The sequence below is a fragment of the Faecalicatena contorta genome (assembly GCF_021531895.1).
GTDB lineage: Bacteria > Bacillota > Clostridia > Lachnospirales > Lachnospiraceae > JAFBIX01.
This window is the reverse complement of record NZ_JAFBIX010000001.1, coordinates 72233-88866: the sequence shown is the minus strand read 5'-3', so window position 1 is coordinate 88866 and position 16634 is coordinate 72233. Positions and strand designations below refer to the sequence as shown.

General features: G+C 40.4%; 15 protein-coding genes. 13 read left to right on the top strand and 2 right to left on the bottom strand.

Annotated features, from left to right (window positions below):
* Nucleotides 1–23: 23 nt before the first annotated feature.
* The 7 genes from JQM81_RS00470 to JQM81_RS00440 all read left to right on the top strand — a co-directional run bounded on the left by JQM81_RS00470 (nt 24) and on the right by JQM81_RS00440 (nt 10429).
* Entirely contained in the window at nt 24–671 is a 648-nt protein-coding gene (locus JQM81_RS00470) for a vitamin B12 dependent-methionine synthase activation domain-containing protein (RefSeq protein ID WP_235231510.1), read from the top strand.
* 49 nt (nt 672–720) lie between these two features.
* A complete protein-coding gene (locus JQM81_RS00465) occupies nt 721–3108 on the top strand; it encodes a homocysteine S-methyltransferase family protein (protein ID WP_235231509.1) in 2388 nt (795 codons plus the stop codon).
* Nucleotides 3109–3132: 24 nt separating this feature from the next.
* Nucleotides 3133–4140: an aspartate--ammonia ligase gene (gene asnA, locus JQM81_RS00460; protein ID WP_235231508.1), complete on the top strand. Its 1008-nt coding sequence runs from the start codon at nt 3133–3135 to the stop codon at nt 4138–4140.
* 111 nt (nt 4141–4251) lie between these two features.
* The gene (locus JQM81_RS00455) at nt 4252–5763 is read left to right on the top strand and encodes a 4Fe-4S dicluster domain-containing protein (protein ID WP_235231507.1); all 1512 of its coding nucleotides are present in this window, start codon (nt 4252–4254) and stop codon (nt 5761–5763) included.
* Between the two features lie 163 nt (nt 5764–5926).
* Nucleotides 5927–8581, top strand: a complete 2655-nt coding sequence (gene alaS, locus JQM81_RS00450) for an alanine--tRNA ligase (RefSeq protein ID WP_235231506.1) — start codon at nt 5927–5929, stop codon at nt 8579–8581.
* Nucleotides 8582–8738: 157 nt separating this feature from the next.
* Nucleotides 8739–8915, top strand: coding sequence for a 30S ribosomal protein S21 (gene rpsU, locus JQM81_RS00445; RefSeq protein WP_004054229.1), 177 nt, complete (start codon nt 8739–8741; stop codon nt 8913–8915).
* Between the two features lie 287 nt (nt 8916–9202).
* A complete protein-coding gene (locus JQM81_RS00440) occupies nt 9203–10429 on the top strand; it encodes an aspartate aminotransferase family protein (RefSeq protein ID WP_235231505.1) in 1227 nt (408 codons plus the stop codon).
* Between the two features lie 47 nt (nt 10430–10476).
* Here JQM81_RS00440 and JQM81_RS00435 read toward each other — a convergent pair whose 3' ends face one another.
* Entirely contained in the window at nt 10477–11067 is a 591-nt protein-coding gene (locus JQM81_RS00435) for a Maf family protein (protein ID WP_235231555.1), read from the bottom strand.
* A gap of 131 nt (nt 11068–11198) precedes the next feature.
* On the opposite strand from JQM81_RS00435, the gene JQM81_RS00430 reads away from it, so the two are divergent.
* The 6 genes from JQM81_RS00430 to JQM81_RS00405 all read left to right on the top strand — a co-directional run bounded on the left by JQM81_RS00430 (nt 11199) and on the right by JQM81_RS00405 (nt 15959).
* Complete coding sequence (locus tag JQM81_RS00430) at nt 11199–11735, top strand: prolyl-tRNA synthetase associated domain-containing protein (protein ID WP_235231504.1); 537 nt, start codon at nt 11199–11201, stop codon at nt 11733–11735.
* A 15-nt stretch (nt 11736–11750) separates the two neighbouring features.
* Complete coding sequence (locus JQM81_RS00425; RefSeq protein WP_235231503.1) at nt 11751–12452, top strand: pentapeptide repeat-containing protein; 702 nt, start codon at nt 11751–11753, stop codon at nt 12450–12452.
* A 15-nt stretch (nt 12453–12467) separates the two neighbouring features.
* Complete coding sequence (locus JQM81_RS00420) at nt 12468–14183, top strand: ABC-ATPase domain-containing protein (protein ID WP_235231502.1); 1716 nt, start codon at nt 12468–12470, stop codon at nt 14181–14183.
* A gap of 87 nt (nt 14184–14270) precedes the next feature.
* Nucleotides 14271–14840, top strand: coding sequence for a 16S rRNA (guanine(966)-N(2))-methyltransferase RsmD (rsmD, locus tag JQM81_RS00415; protein ID WP_235231501.1), 570 nt, complete (start codon nt 14271–14273; stop codon nt 14838–14840).
* Nucleotides 14834–15346 carry a pantetheine-phosphate adenylyltransferase gene (coaD, locus tag JQM81_RS00410; RefSeq protein WP_235231500.1) on the top strand — a complete coding sequence of 171 codons (513 nt, stop codon included), beginning with the start codon at nt 14834–14836 and terminating at the stop codon, nt 15344–15346. Before rsmD ends, coaD begins: the two co-directional genes overlap by 7 nt.
* The gene (locus tag JQM81_RS00405) at nt 15330–15959 is read left to right on the top strand and encodes an ATPase (protein ID WP_235231499.1); all 630 of its coding nucleotides are present in this window, start codon (nt 15330–15332) and stop codon (nt 15957–15959) included. The genes coaD and JQM81_RS00405 overlap by 17 nt, the downstream gene beginning before the upstream one ends.
* On the opposite strand, the gene JQM81_RS00400 is transcribed toward JQM81_RS00405, so the two are convergent.
* Complete coding sequence (locus JQM81_RS00400; RefSeq protein ID WP_235231498.1) at nt 15945–16256, bottom strand: hypothetical protein; 312 nt, start codon at nt 16254–16256, stop codon at nt 15945–15947. The genes JQM81_RS00405 and JQM81_RS00400 overlap by 15 nt on opposite strands.
* Nucleotides 16257–16634 lie beyond the last annotated feature (378 nt).

Sequence of the window (16634 nt, the reverse complement as noted above, 5' to 3'; positions counted from 1 at the left end):
GAGATATGTAGAAGGACGAGGTTATGGATACAAGGACGAAAGAGGCGATTCGTTACTTGGGATATGGAAGCCATGCGGTAGATGATCATACACTTGCTTTAGTGGAAAGTTCGTTTGCGGAACTGGACCAGATAGCGGGAAAGCGAATCATCTATCGCATTTTTGACGTATCCTTCAAGGAGACAGATCGTTTGCAAATTGGGAAGCTGAATATTATCAGTAAAAATCTGGGAAAGAATTTGGCGGGGTGTCAATCAGCGGTCATATTAGGAGCGACTCTTGGTGCAGGAGTAGATATGCTGTTGCGAAAGTACGCGCTGACAGATATGGCCAGAGTAGTTACACTGCAGGCATGTGCAGCAGCTATGCTGGAAGAATATCTGGATGAGTGTCAGCAGAGCATAGGAAAAGAATTAGAAAAAGATAGACTCTATCTTAGGCCGAGATTCAGCCCAGGATATGGAGACTTTCCTATTGAACATCAGGAAATGATCTTACGAATGCTGGATACAGCAAAAACCATCGGTTTAACTATGACAGACAGCAGTATGTTGACGCCGACGAAATCTGTGACAGCCGTCATTGGTGTGAGTCGAAGCAAAGAGCCTTGCCATATGAAAGGGTGTGAAGCTTGTGAAAAAAAAGATTGTATATATCGGAGATGTCCATAGAGGATTGCGGAAGAATGAACAGATGAGATGACAACAAAGGAGAAGACGAATGTTATTAGAACGACTGGGAAAAGAATTATTGTATTTTGATGGTGGAATGGGAACTTTGCTTCAGTCGAAAGGACTGAAGCCAGGAGAACTTCCAGAAGTATGGAACCTGGAACATACAGAAGAAATCGTTGATATTCATCGTCAATATTATGAGGCGGGAAGTGACATTGTTCTGACGAATACTTTTGGTGCTAACGCATTAAAATTCCATGATTCAAAATATGCATTAAAAGATATTGTGACAGCTGCTGTAGCGAATGTAAAAAAAGCAGCATCTTTAGGAGTGCATGACGGACGAGAAGTATATACGGCATTGGATATAGGACCAACTGGTAAACTGCTGAAGCCGATGGGGGATCTTGCGTTTGAAGATGCCTACGAGGCTTTCAAAGAAGTGGTAAAATATGGAGAAGATGCTGGTGTGGATCTGATTCATATTGAGACTATGAGTGATACCTATGAAGTAAAAGCAGCTGTTCTCGCCGCAAAAGAGAATACAGACTTGCCGGTATTTGCAACAATGATTTTTGATGAAAAAGGAAAGCTTTTGACAGGCGGAGATGTTCCGTCAGTTGTTGCTATGTTGGAAGGATTAAGAGTTGATGCATTAGGAATTAACTGTGGAATGGGGCCTGAGCAGATGCTCCCGATTCTAAGTGAGATTATGGAGTACACTTCTATTCCGGTCATTGTAAAACCGAATGCAGGACTTCCAAAACAAAGGGATGGTGAAGTATACTATGATGTAGTTCCAAGACAATTTGCGCAAACGATGCAGAAAGTTCTGCAATTAGGAGCCAGTGTGATCGGTGGATGTTGTGGTACTACACCGGAACATATCCGTGTCATGATTCAAGGTGTTCAGAGCCGTCAGCTGCAAAGACCGGTTCCTACAGATAAAACGATTGTATCTTCTTATGGAAAAGCGGTTTTGTTAGGGCAGAAGCCTATGATCATCGGAGAGAGAATTAATCCGACCGGAAAAAAGAAGTTCAAGCAGGCTTTAAAAGAACACGATATGGATTACATATTGAAAGAAGGAATCACACAGCAAGACAGAGGTGCGCATATTCTGGACGTTAATGTCGGCCTTCCGGATATAGATGAAGTTGCCATGATGAAAGAAGTTATTACTGAGCTACAGAGTGTAACCAGTCTGCCATTACAGATTGATACGGTAGATATTAAAGCTATGGAAGCTGCGATGCGTATATATAATGGGAAACCGATGGTAAATTCTGTGAATGGCAAGCAGGAATCTATGGATCAGGTTTTTCCTTTGATTCAAAAATATGGTGGTGTGGTGATTGGACTGACCATTGATGAAGAAGGAATTCCTAATACTGCAGAAGGAAGGATTAAGATTGCTGGGAAGATTATAAAAGAAGCAGAAAAATATGGTATTCAGAAAAAAGATATTGTCATTGACGTCCTTGCAATGACAATCAGTTCTGAACCAGATGGCGCAAAGGTAACATTGGAGGCATTAAAAGGGGTACGGGAAGCATACGGTGTATGCACAGTGTTGGGGGTGTCCAACATCTCTTTTGGACTTCCTTATCGTCCGGCGATTAATTCCAATTTTTATACTATGGCAATGCAGAATGGTCTGAGTGCAGGAATTATTAATCCATCTTCCGAAGATATGATGCGTTCTTATTATTCTTTTTGCGCATTGATGAATTATGATGAAAATTGTGAGGAATATATTCAAAAATATGGAAATCAGCAAATCTCTACGACATCAATAATGTCTTCAGAGCTTACTCTAAAATCTGCAATTGAAAAAGGATTAAAAGAAGAAGCTCATCATGCAACCAGAGAATTGTTAAAGTCCCAAGAACCATTGGAGATTATCAATCAACATTTAATTCCGGCTTTGGATGTTGTAGGAAAGGGTTTTGAGAAAGGAACCATTTTTTTACCGCAATTGTTGATGAGTGCTGATGCAGCGAAGATTGCGTTTGCGGTGCTGAAAGATGTCCTTGCCCAGAACGGCGGAGATGTTCAGAAAAAAGATAAAGTGATTCTGGCAACGGTAAAGGGAGATATCCATGATATAGGGAAAAATATTGTGAAAGTATTGCTGGAAAACTACAGTTTTGATGTGATTGATCTTGGAAAGGATGTTCCACCGGAAACGATTGTAGATTGTGCAATCCGGGAAGATGTCAAGCTGATTGGTTTGAGTGCATTGATGACGACCACGGTTGTCAGCATGGAAGATACAATTAAGCTTCTGCATCAGAAAAAGCCAGAATGTAAAGTTATGGTTGGTGGGGCAGTGCTGAATCAAGATTATGCGGATATGATTGGTGCCGATTTCTATGGGAAAGATGCAATGCAATCAGTGTATTATGCACAGAGAGTATTTTCAGAAGAATAAAAGAAGGAAAAGAGGAAGAAGAATATGTCATTAATATTACCAGAAAAATATGACCCCCGTCTGGGTGTGCGAGAAACGCAGGAGGCAATTAAATACATTCGTGATACATTTCAGAAAGAATTAGGGAAGGAAATGAATCTCGAGAGAATCTCAGCACCGTTGTTCGTGGAAAAGAGTAGTGGACTGAATGATAACCTGAATGGTGTGGAACGTCCTGTACAGTTTGATATTGCTGGAATTCCCGGGGAGACTGTAGAGGTGGTACATTCCCTTGCAAAATGGAAACGTATGGCCTTGCATGAGTATGGTTTTCAGCCAGGAGAAGGGTTATATACCAATATGAATGCCATTCGCCGGGACGAAGAACTGGATAACCTCCATTCCTGTTACGTGGACCAGTGGGATTGGGAGAAGGTTATTACGAAGGAAGAACGAAATATTGATACTCTAAAAGAAACTGTGAGAACTATTTTTAAAATCATCAAGCATATGCAGCATGAGGTTTGGTATAAGTATCCCAATGCTGTAAAGAAACTTCCGAATGATGTGTTCTTTATCACCTCTCAGGAATTAGAGGATCGTTATCCGGATAAAACGCCAAAAGAAAGAGAAAATCTGATTACCAAAGAATATGGCTGCGTATTCTTAATGCAGATCGGAGATAAACTGGCAAGTGGAAAACCTCATGATGGACGTGCACCTGATTATGATGACTGGCAGTTAAACGGAGATATTCTGTTCTGGTTTGAGAATCTGAACAGTGCTTTGGAGATTTCCAGTATGGGGATCCGTGTTGATGAAAAATCACTGGAAGAGCAGCTGAAAAAGGCAGGATGCGAGGAGAGAAAAGATCTTCCATATCATCAGATGCTGTTGAATGGAGAATTGCCTTATACAATCGGCGGCGGTATTGGACAATCCAGATTATGTATGCTCCTTTTGGATCGTGCACATGTAGGAGAAGTACAGGCAAGTATCTGGCCAAAAGAGATGCGGGAGACTTGCAGACAACATAATATCTTCCTTCTCTAATTAAGAAAATGTTTTAAAATAGGAACAAGAGAAATGGTTGACAATTCATTAACAAATAATTATAGTTGAATCTGTAAAAATGATACGTTATACCAGGAGGATATGAGAACTATGATGAGAGGATTGGACACGACAGTTAGAAAACTCAGACGAACAGTATTTGAGGAAGTTGCCAGACTGGGATTTAAGGCGAATGCAGATACTCTGAATGATGATATGGAAGCAATTCCATATAAAATCGTGAATGATGATACGATTAAATACAGAGAGAGTGTTTATCGTGCACGTGCAGTAGTAAGAGAGCGTCTTCGTCTTGCAATGGGCTTGTCTCTGCGTCCAGAAAACAAACCGGTTCATCTGACTGCAGGTGTGGAAGCCAGCAACATCTCAGATAAATATTATGAACCGCCGCTTATGCAGGTGATTCCATCAGCCTGTGAAGGATGTCAGGAGAAAGGATATGAAGTCAGCAATATGTGTAAAGGCTGTCTGGCGCATCCATGTATGGAAGTCTGTCCAAGAGGCGCGATCTCTATGGTCAATGGTCGTTCTTTTATCGATCAGGAGAAGTGTATTAGCTGTGGAAAATGTAAAACAGTCTGTCCATATGATGCAATCTCAAAAAAGGAACGTCCATGTGCAAAGGCGTGTGGTGTCTCTGCAATTGAAACAGATGAACAGGGACGTGCAAAAATCAACGTAGATAAATGTGTTTCCTGTGGAATGTGCATGGTAAGCTGTCCGTTTGGAGCTATTTCTGATAAGTCTCAGATTTTCCAACTTGCAAGAGCTCTGACAGAGGGCGCTGAGATCGTTGCGGAGATCGCACCGGCATTTGCAGGACAGTTTGGAGATAATATTACGCCGAGAAACTTAAAAGCAGCTCTTCAGGAACTTGGATTTTCTGAAGTATATGAAGTTGCACTGGGTGCTGATATCGGAGCAATCGCTGAGGCACGTCATTATGTACATAAAGTAGCTACCGGAGAATTGCCATTCTTATTAACTTCTTGTTGTCCTTCCTGGGCGATGCTTGCGAAAAAGTATTTTCCAGATATGATTGACCAGGTTTCTCAGGAACTGACACCGATGGTGGCAACTGCCCGTACAATTAAGAAAGAACATCCGAATGCAAGAGTGGTATTTATCGGGCCATGTGCTGCGAAGAAGCTGGAAGCCATGAGAAGAACGGTAAGAAGTGATGTAGACTTTGTTATTACTTTTGAAGAATTGCAGGCAATGTTTGATGCAAAGGATATTGATCTTCTGGAATATGAAGCGGAATCTTCTTTCCATAATGCAACGGGTGCAGGACGTGGATATGCGGTTGCAGGCGGTGTTGCTGATGCAATTGAAAAGTGCATCAAAGAATATTACCCAGATGTGGAAGTTAAGATTGAACATGCTGAAGGGCTGGCAGAATGTAAGAAGATATTGTCTATGGCCAAGGTCGGAAGAATGAATGGCTGTCTGATCGAAGGTATGGGATGTCCTGGCGGATGTGTAGCAGGTGCAGGTACCAATCTTCAAGTTACAAAAGCACAGAAGAAGGTAAAAGAGTTCGTAGATGGATCTACAAAGAAATTACCTCCAAAAGAATTAGAAGAAATTGAATTAAAGTAACTACAAAGGGGCAAGCGGAGCGTTGACAAACCGCTTGCTTCTCTTTATAATTAAAACTTAGTTATTTAAATATTTTACAGAATCTAAAATATTTCATGTATACGTATGGGTCATATATAGGAATGGGTCATGAATGCATATGAATAGGGAACAGGAGGATGTTATGCAGAAATACGGAGTAAATGAATTAAGAAGGATGTTCCTTGAATTTTTTGAGAGTAAAGAACATCTCGCTATGAAAAGTTTTTCATTGGTGCCACATAATGATAAGAGCTTATTGTTGATCAATTCAGGAATGGCACCATTAAAGCCATATTTTACCGGACAGGAGATTCCACCAAGAAGAAGAGTGACAACCTGCCAGAAATGTATTCGTACCGGAGATATTGAAAATGTAGGTAAAACAGCACGTCACGGTACCTTTTTTGAAATGCTTGGTAATTTTTCGTTCGGAGATTATTTTAAAACAGAATCCATTCACTGGACATGGGAATTCCTGACAGAGGTTGTGGGACTTGATCCTGACAGACTGTATCCTTCTGTTTATTTGGAGGATGATGAAGCATGGGAGATCTGGAACAAGGAGATTGGAATTCCAACAGAAAGAATCTTCCGGTTTGGAAAAGAGGATAATTTCTGGGAACATGGTTCCGGCCCGTGCGGTCCATGTTCTGAAGTATATTATGATCGTGGAGAAAAGTATGGCTGCGGCAGTCCTGACTGTACAGTAGGCTGTGAATGCGATCGTTATATGGAGATCTGGAACAATGTATTTTCACAGTTTGATAATGACGGACACAATAATTATACTGAATTAGCGCAGAAGAATATCGATACTGGTATGGGGTTGGAGCGTCTGGCTTGTATTGTACAAGATGTGGATTCCATGTTTGATATTGATACAATTAAGGCTTTACGTGACCATGTCTGTCGTCTTGCAGACGTAGAATATGGAAAAGATGATGAGACGGATGTCTCTATCCGTGTTGTTACTGACCATATCCGTTCTGTGACATTTATGATTTCTGATGGAATTATGCCATCCAACAGTGGACGTGGCTATGTTCTTCGTCGTTTGCTTCGTCGTGCTTGCCGTCATGGAAGATTGTTGAATATTAAAGGTGCATTTTTAGTAGAATTGGCACAGACTGTCATTGATGGTTCAAAAGATGGTTATCCTGAACTGGAAGAAAAGAAAGACTTTATCTTTAATGTTATTGCTAAAGAAGAGGCACAGTTTAATAAAACTATTGATCAGGGATTGTCTATTCTTGCAGAAATGGAAGCCGAGATGGCAAAAAATGAAGAAAAGGTTCTTTCCGGAGAAAATGCATTTAAGCTTTATGATACTTATGGATTCCCGATAGATCTAACCAGCGAGATTCTGGAAGAAAAGGGGCTTACTTATGATGAGGAAGGTTTCAAAAAAGCACAGAAAGAGCAGCGCGCCAAATCAGAAGGTACCTTTGGTACACATGCGATGTCCGGAAAAGATGCGACAGTATATGATGAACTGGATCCCGCACTTGCAACAGAATTTGTAGGATATGAAGATCTTATCTTTACTTCTAAGATTACTGCACTTACGACCGATGCATCCAAAGCAGACGCAGAAGTGGTGGATGCATTATCTGACGGAGAAAGAGGAACTATCATTGTTGATAAGACTCCTTTCTATGCTACCATGGGTGGTCAGGAAGGTGATATCGGTGTAATCAGGACTGCAGATGGCGAATTCGTAGTAGAAGAATGTATTCATCTTGCAGGAACAAAGGTCGGACATATTGGTTATGTATCAAAAGGAATGGTAAAAGTTGGAGATGAGGCAGAATTGACTGTAGAAGAAGAGAATCGTGGTCTGTGTGCAAGAAATCACAGTGCAACGCATCTTCTGCATGCGGCACTTCGTCAGGTGCTTGGTACTCATGTAGAGCAGGCGGGATCTTCCGTCAATGCAGACAGACTTCGCTTTGACTTTACACATTTTTCTGCAATGACCAAAGAGGAATTGAAACAGGTAGAAGATATTGTGAATACAAAGATTGCAGCATGCCTTCCTGTAGTAGCACAGAATATGCCGATTGAAGAGGCAAGAAAGACTGGGGCGGCTGCATTGTTCGGTGAAAAATACGGCGATATCGTTCGTGTAGTAAGCATGGGAGACTTTTCCGTCGAGTTCTGTGGTGGTACTCATGTGGCGAATACCGGAGTGATCACAGCTTTAAAGATTGTGTCAGAAACTGGAGTTGCCGCAGGGGTTAGACGTATCGAAGCATTAACTTCAAAAGGATTGTTAAAATATTATGATGAACTTGAAAAGAAACTTCTGGAAGCTTCCAGTCTTGTAAAAGCAAATCCTGATCAGCTCGCTGAGAAGATTCAGCACCTTTTGTCTGATAATAAAGCATTGAACAGTGAATTAGAGAGCCTGAAGAGTAAACTTGCCCAAGATTCACTTGGTGATGTAATGGATCAGGTGGTTGAAGTTAAAGGTATAAAATTGTTGGCAACAAAGGTGGAAGGTGTAGATATGAATGGTCTGCGTGACCTTGGTGATCAGCTGAAAGAAAAGTTAGGTGAAGGAGTTGTTGTACTTGCTTCTGCTAACGAAGGCAAGGTAAGTCTTATGGCAATGGCTACAAAAGAGGCTATGGATAAGGGCGCACATGCTGGTAATCTGATCAAGGCATCAGCAGCTTTAGTTGGCGGAGGCGGCGGCGGACGTCCGAATATGGCACAGGCCGGCGGAAAGAATCCTGCAGGCATTGACGCGGCTCTTACAAAAGCAGCAGAGGTTCTGGAACAACAATTGGCATAGTTCTTCGTTATATAATTGACATAAAATATATGAGAATAACGAAAAAAATGTTGACGAAGTGGAAATATGTGTTATAATCTAATGTAGTGCAAGAAAAATACCCGAACAGTCGTATGATGCACAATATAGGACTGGAGGGGAGGTTAGGTGTGAGACTATGTCAAATGTAATCGTTAAAGAAAACGAGACGTTAGATAGCGCTTTACGCAGATTCAAAAGAAACTGTGCGAAGGCTGGTATTCAGCAGGAGATTCGTAAAAGAGAACATTACGAGAAACCAAGTGTAAGACGTAAGAAAAAATCTGAAGCTGCTAGAAAACGTAAGTATAACTAATATGTGCAATAAATAGAGTGTCGAATGACACTCTATTTTTAGTTCAGCAAGCAGATCTTTTTGAATTAGTTCAGCATGTGAAATAGGCAGTTTTGAATGTGAAAATATGTAAAAAATGTTAAAAAATTATCTTGAAAAAATGTAAAAAAGGTATTGACTATAAAAAAATGTAGGTATATACTTTAAGTCGTTAAAGGCAAAGGCGCCGTATCGTAGATACGGTGCCTTTTTCTTTTGCCCTGAATTATAGTTTAAATAAATATGTATGGAAGAGAGGAGATTTTACAATGAGATTAAAGGATACGGGTCTTACACCACAAGAGTTGAAAGATATCGTAAATAAATACATGGTGGAGACATATGAACGTTATGACTTTATTGCAGAAAGAGCAGAAGGAATGTATCTGTATGATGAGGAAGGAAACGCATATCTTGATTTTTACGGTGGTGTAGCAGTTAACAGTGCTGGTAACAGAAATCCAAAGGTTGTAGAAGCAGTAAAGGATCAGATGGATGATATTATGCACACATTCAACTATCCTTACACTATTCCACAGGCACTTCTTGCAAAGAAGGTATGTGATACCATCGGTATGGATAAGATCTTCTATCAGAACTCAGGAACAGAAGCAAATGAATGTATGATCAAGATGGCAAGAAAATATGGTGTTGATAACTATGGTCCAGAAAGATATCATATCATTACAGCAAAACATGGTTTCCATGGAAGAACATATGGTGCTATGTCTGCAACAGGACAGCCAGATAACGCAATTCAGATGGGATTTAAGCCAATGCTTCCTGGATTCAGTTATGCTGAATATAATAACCTGGAAGATTTCGCTTCTAAGGTTACAAAAGATACTATCGCTATTATGATTGAACCTGTACAGGGAGAAGGTGGAGTACATCCTGCAACTCAGGAATTTATGGAAGGATTACGTAAGCTGTGTGATGATAATGATATGCTCCTCCTGTTTGACGAGGTTCAGACAGGATGGGGACGTACCGGAGCTCCAATGGCATATATGGGATATGGTGTAAAACCAGATGCAGTTTCTATGGCAAAGGCTATTGGTGGCGGAATGCCGCTGGCTGCTTGTTGTGCAACTGAAAAAGTAGCAACAGCATTTACAAAAGGAACACATGGTTCTACATACGGCGGACACTGCGTTGCCTGTGCAGCAGGTCTTGCATCTGTGACAGAAATTCTTGATAAAGATTTAAGTGGAAATGCAAGAGAGATGGGAGAGTACATGAAGCAAGAACTTGCAAAACTTCCGCATGTAGTAGAAGCAAGAGGACGTGGACTTCTGGTTGGATGTGAATACGATCTTCCAATCGCAGTAGAAGTAAAACACGGATGTCTGGATCGTATGGCACTTATCACAGCGATTGGAGATAAAGTAAATCGTATGATTCCGCCATTGATCGTAACAAAGAAACAGATTGATGAATTGATGCTTATCATGCGTGCAGCAATTGAAGAAGCTGTTGAGAAATACGAGAAATAGACATATCAAATATATTTCCTCAAAAGATGAGCCAGATAACAGAAATGCTATCTGACTCTCTTTTTTAATTCCTGATATAATCGGCAAATTGGGAGACCGACAACATTATTATAATCTCCTTTAATGCATTTTACATGGATGGCAAATGAACCCTGAATTCCGTACGCACCGGCCTTGTCCAATGGATCGCCGGATTCGATATAAGAATGCAAATCTTCACGGGAGATCGGACAAAAAGTAACATCGGTAGATTCGTAGAAAGTGTTGGTGTGAATCTGCCCATTTTGAAAATAAATCAGAGATACACCAGTATAGACCTGGTGTGTTCGGTCTGACAGCATAGACAGCATATCAAAGGCTTCGGATTTATTTGCTGGTTTTCCCAGAATTTCATTGCGATATACGACTATGGTATCAGCACCTATGACAACATAGTCTTGTCGACCACCGGAAGATTTTTGATGGCGCTTAAACACGTCTTGTGCCTTCTGGAATGCAAGTTCCATGACCACATCTGATGGTGTGGTTTTTGTGATTCTCTCCTCCACCATGGATGGAATTACCTCAAAGCGAAAACCCGCCTGTTCCATGAGTTCCTTTCTACGGGGAGAGGCGGATGCGAGTATATATTTCATGATTAGTTCTCCTTTGTTAAAAGATGTCTGCGGATTACTTACAATATCTAATATTATAGCAAAAAAATTGCAAAGATAATAGAGATTCGATATAATGTTAAAAAAAGGACGAGATAAATATGGAGGAATAGATTATGTATATCAGTGAAATCAGAACATCTGCGCCAACAGATGAAAGAATGCCTTTAGAACGAAAGATGTATGAAACATTAGATAAATTAAAGATTCCATATGAACAGGTAGATAATGATCCGGCTGCATCTATGGAAGAGTGCGCAGCGATTGATCAGGCAATTGGGACAGAGATCCGAAAAAATGTATTTTTATGTAACCAGAAGAAGACAACATTTTTCTTACTGGTCATGCCTGCAAATAAGGCATTTGATACTTCCTCTTTCAGCAAAAAATTAGGAGTGTCTCACATGTCATTTGCTCCGCCGGAAAAGATGTTGGAACATCTGGGTACTACGCCGGGTTCTGCCAGTGTGGCAGGTCTATTGACGGATGAAGATGATTATGTGCAGGTAATCGTAGATAAGGAAGTGGCTGAATCGGAATGGTTTGGATGTAATCCTGGCATCAATACCAGCCATCTTAAGTTTAAGACAAAAGATCTGCTGAATAAATTTCTTCCGGCGCTCCATCACAGAGCGAGAATCGTAGATTTATAAAAGAGGATAGCTATTATGCGTAGTGTGTCAATAGATGAGTTAAAAGAAAGCATTGCAAAGAAAAAGCCTGACGAGAAACTAGAGTTCCGGGAAGTGGAAATTCATCATGCAGATTTGACCGGATGGAATTTAAGTGGAATAGATTTTACATTGAGTTCTTTTCATGGCAGCATATTAAATGGTGTGAATTTTTGCAATAGCAGCGTGGAAAATGCATTATTTGACGGATGTCCGCTTCATGGGGCGGATTTTCGGAATGCGAACATGAAGACAGCATCTTTTCGGTATTGTGATCTTGAAGAGGCAAATATATGTGGGGCTAATTTGTTCGGGGCTGTTCTGGAATATGCAAGATTAGACGGGATTCTATCAGATGACAGAACCCAGTGGTTTCGCATGCATTGTCCGGAGACTGGACCGATTCTGGGGTATAAAAAATGTGTGAATGACCGTCTGGTACAGCTGTTGATTCCGGCAGACGCGAAACGGACATCGGCGACACTTCCATCTTGTAGATGTAATAAAGCAAAAGTTTTGACAATTAAAAGCTTTGATTCTACAGAAGAGTTCGAGGAAGCCTGGTCTCTGGTAGATGAGAACTTTGTCTATCGAAAAGGACAATGGGTGGAAGTAATAGATTTTAACGAGGATCGATGGATGGATTCGACGACAGGAATTCATTTTTGGATGACACGGGAAGAAGCAATAGAATATTAGGAGAAGAGTGGATAGATGAAGTCGGCAGAAGATTTAAGACAATTATTGAATAAGATTGATCATAGAAGCTATCCTGCCTATAAGGATACCAGGGGAACCTATCAGTTTCAGGCGTATGTATTATCTATTGATCATGTGCAGGGAGATCCGTTTGCGGCTCCCTCAAAATTAAGCATCAAAGTACCTGGAAAAATTGCTGGGTTTCCGGCAGAATTGTATGATCGGAATTATAAAAAAATTGCCCTTCAAGATCATTTGATTCGTATTTTTGCAAAACAAATTGAACAATATTCTTTTCGGGCGAAAGGTTCAGGCAAGAGCGGTGTGATTTCTGTTTCCAGATGTGGTCAGGAGATTTTGGAGAGAACAGCTTGTACTGTACAGGAAAAAACGGGAGATATCATAGTTCGGTTTGAGGTCGGATTTCCGGCGAATGGCCGTACGATTAATGCCAGAGAATTAATAAAAATTCTCTATGATTTTCTCCCGGTATGTGTGGGAAAAACATTATATTATAACAGATTGGATCAACAAAAAGTCCAAAAGGTCATGGAACTGTCGGTAGATCAGGAATATATTCGGTCTCATCTGGAGGAGTATAACCTGGTGGCTTTTGTGGCGGATGGTTCGATCCTTCCGCGGGAATCTGGAGTGTCACAGCGTCCTATGAAGGGAGCTGTTCCGTTTCGTTCACCAGAATCTGTGAAGGTAGAGATGAATCTCCCTCATAAGGGAAAGATTACTGGAATGGGTATTCAAAAGGGTGTCACATTGATTGTAGGTGGAGGCTATCATGGGAAGTCTACACTCTTAAAAGCATTAGAAGCCGGTGTGTATCCACATATTGCTGGTGATGGAAGAGAATATGTCGTGACGGATCCTACTGCGATGAAGATTCGAGCGGAAGATGGACGAAGTATCAGGCATACAGATATTTCTATGTTTATTAATGATCTTCCCAATGGTAAAGATACGGTGACATTTGATACGGAAGATGCCAGCGGAAGTACTTCCCAGGCGGCCAATGTGGTGGAGAGTATAGAAGCTGGTGCGAAGACATTTTTGATCGATGAGGATACGAGTGCTACAAATTTTATGGTACGAGATGAATTGATGCAGCAAGTCATTCACAGGGATATGGAGCCAATTACTCCATTTATTGAACGAGTGAGGGATCTTTATGGAGAGTTTGGAATCTCAACAATTCTTGTTGCAGGCAGTTCTGGAGCGTATTTTCAAGTGGCCGATATTATTATACAGATGGATCGTTATGTGCCAAGGGAAATCACGGCAATTGCAAAAAATGCAGCACAGAATTATCCAAAACTTCAGTTACCGGAAGAAAAACCAGTGATGCCTTCTTTTGACAGAAAGATTCAAGTCAATCAGGGATTGAGGAAGCGAGGAAGAATTAAGCTAAAAACATTAGGCCGGGATGGCGTAATGCTTAATCATGAGACGATAGATTTGAGATATGTAGAGCAACTGATGGATGTGGAACAATTGACATCTCTAGGATACATTGTGAAATATCTTGAGGAGAATGTGTTTGATGGTGAAAAGACTTTGGGATATATAATAGAAGAATTATATAAAAAACTGGTTCGTCAAGGGATTGGAATAGTATCTGAAGGAGGATATCTTCCGGGGAATATGGCGATGCCAAGAAAGCAAGAGGTATATGCATGCCTGAACCGCTATCGCCATCTGGGAACATATGGAAAAAAATAATATCATCTGTCTGGGAATGAATTGACTTTTTTTTGTTAGAAATTTATAATGGACAAGAAAGTTGCATAAGTATAAGGGGTTATTTCTATGAGAGTAATTGCAGGAAGTGCAAGAAGAATTACGTTAAAGACATTGGACGGTATGGATACCAGACCGACGACAGATCGAATCAAAGAGACATTATTCAATATGATTGCACCATATTTGTATGATTGCATATTTTTGGATTTGTTTGCAGGAAGTGGAGGTATCGGAATCGAAGCTTTGAGTCGAGGTGCCATGGAGGCTGTCTTTGTAGAAAAGAATCCAAAAGCAATGGCGTGCGTAAAGGACAATTTGAAACGTACGCATTTGGAATCTAAGGGAATGACGATGTCGATGGATGTAATGACAGCATTATATAAGTTAGAGGGGGAAAAGCAGTTTGACTATATCTTTATGGATCCTCCTTACGGACATGAATTTGAACGAAGAGTTTTAGAATATTTGTCAGATTCCAGCCTGTTGGCAGAAGATGGAGTTATTATTGTTGAGGCATCTAAGAATACAGAATTTGACTATGTGGAAGATCTGGGATTTTCTATTATTAAAACCAAAGAGTATAAGACGAATAAACACGTATTTATTGAGTCGGCAGGAAGGAAAGACATATGTTAAGAGCAATATATCCGGGAAGTTTTGATCCGGTAACATTTGGACATTTGGATGTGATAAAAAGATCTGCAAAATTGGTGGATGAATTAATTGTCGGAGTCTTGAATAATAAAGCAAAAAGTCCGTTGTTTTCCGTAGAAGAACGTGTTAGAATGTTAGATGAAGTAACAAAAGATATGCCAAATGTAAAGATAATTCCGTTTGAAGGGCTGTTAGTAGATTTTGCCCGTAAGATGGATGCAGGAATGGTTATTCGTGGATTGAGGGCGATTACAGATTTTGAATATGAATTGCAGATGGCTCAGACAAATCATAAGATGGAACCGGATGTAGAGACTGTATTTTTGACGACTAATTTGAAGTATTCATATTTAAGTTCTACCACGGTAAAAGAAGTGGCAGCTTTTGGAGGGGACATTTCTCAGTTTGTACCAGACTATGTTGCAGACAGAATAGAAGAGAAGATGAATCAAAAAAAGGAGAGTGTAAATTATGAGCAGCCGTATTGAACAGATTATTGAAGAGATTGAAGAGTATATCGACAGTTGTAAGTTCCAGCCGTTATCTACATCGAAAATTATTGTAAATAAAGATCAGATGGATGAATTGCTTCGTGAGCTACGCATGAAGACACCGGATGAGATTAAGAGATATCAGAAAATTATTGCAAATAAAGATGCAATCCTTGCAGATGCCCAGGCAAAAGCAGACAGCCTGATCGAAGAAGCACAGATTCATACAAGTGAGCTTGTCAGTGAACATGAGATCATGCAGCAGGCGTATGCGCAGGCTAATGAGATTGTTACGGCAGCAACAGAACAGGCACAGCAGATTCTGGATAATGCAACTAGTGATGCTAATGATATTCGAATTGGCGCATTGCAGTACACGGATGATTTGTTGGCGAATGCAGAAAGCATTATCGGTCATACATTGGATAGCTATACAACCAAGTATGATGGTCTTGTGAATTCTTTGCAGGAATGCTATGACATGGTTCGCAACAATCGTTCAGAATTGGAGATACCGGAGCAGTCATCCCGTGGATTGGAAGCAGAGTATGGCGACCAGGGTTCGGATATGGAATATGAGATAGATGATGAAGAATTAGATCAACAGTAACAGATAGATGGAAGCAAACAGGCTGGTTACCAATGCGGTAATCAGCTTTTCTATTATATAAGGAAGAATGGAAAGATCAGTCCCGTGTATCATGGATTTTGTCTGAGCGACGGAGCACCATCCGCCGAATGCAGTGAGGGCGAGAACGAATGCAATCTGGGTATTCGGTCTGATTGGTGCGGAACATAGAATCTTTATTCCTGTTGTAATTTCCAGTGATGGTAAAATAATGGAAGTGATGAGAACAGAGTGATAAGGAATATATTCTATTAATGCTATAAGAATAGAAAAAAGCATGATATACCCACCAACTTTTGTGATTGTTTCAAATCCGTCCATGATACATTTGTCTATAAGGTTTTCAAGAGTCTCTGAGCCATAATGGACTTTTGAAAACGGATGAACGGATGTTGATGTTTTGAAAGGAATCTGGTGGAATCTTCGAAAGAAAAAGCTGCAAAATATAGGAGAAAGCATAAGGATAAATAAAACAGGAAGTGTTAAGTCACTATTTTGCAAATTCTGCCAGACAATGTAACTGATAATGAACATCGGGCTTGTGTTATTGCAGAATGAGAGTAGATATTGCCCTTCATTCTTTGAAATATAATTATGTTTCAGGAGATCAGCAGTTACTTTGCTTCCCATTGGATAACCACATAAAAAACCCGTTAA

Coding starts and splice junctions, on each gene's coding strand:
- JQM81_RS00470 (WP_235231510.1), top strand. CDS start 24: ATGGATACAAGGACGAAAGAGGCGATTCGTTACTTGGGATATGGAAGC.
- JQM81_RS00465 (WP_235231509.1), top strand. CDS start 721: ATGTTATTAGAACGACTGGGAAAAGAATTATTGTATTTTGATGGTGGA.
- asnA (WP_235231508.1), top strand. CDS start 3,133: ATGTCATTAATATTACCAGAAAAATATGACCCCCGTCTGGGTGTGCGA.
- JQM81_RS00455 (WP_235231507.1), top strand. CDS start 4,252: ATGATGAGAGGATTGGACACGACAGTTAGAAAACTCAGACGAACAGTA.
- alaS (WP_235231506.1), top strand. CDS start 5,927: ATGCAGAAATACGGAGTAAATGAATTAAGAAGGATGTTCCTTGAATTT.
- rpsU (WP_004054229.1), top strand. CDS start 8,739: ATGTCAAATGTAATCGTTAAAGAAAACGAGACGTTAGATAGCGCTTTA.
- JQM81_RS00440 (WP_235231505.1), top strand. CDS start 9,203: ATGAGATTAAAGGATACGGGTCTTACACCACAAGAGTTGAAAGATATC.
- JQM81_RS00430 (WP_235231504.1), top strand. CDS start 11,199: ATGTATATCAGTGAAATCAGAACATCTGCGCCAACAGATGAAAGAATG.
- JQM81_RS00425 (WP_235231503.1), top strand. CDS start 11,751: ATGCGTAGTGTGTCAATAGATGAGTTAAAAGAAAGCATTGCAAAGAAA.
- JQM81_RS00420 (WP_235231502.1), top strand. CDS start 12,468: ATGAAGTCGGCAGAAGATTTAAGACAATTATTGAATAAGATTGATCAT.
- rsmD (WP_235231501.1), top strand. CDS start 14,271: ATGAGAGTAATTGCAGGAAGTGCAAGAAGAATTACGTTAAAGACATTG.
- coaD (WP_235231500.1), top strand. CDS start 14,834: ATGTTAAGAGCAATATATCCGGGAAGTTTTGATCCGGTAACATTTGGA.
- JQM81_RS00405 (WP_235231499.1), top strand. CDS start 15,330: ATGAGCAGCCGTATTGAACAGATTATTGAAGAGATTGAAGAGTATATC.
- JQM81_RS00400 (WP_235231498.1), bottom strand. CDS start 16,256: ATGCTTTTTTCTATTCTTATAGCATTAATAGAATATATTCCTTATCAC.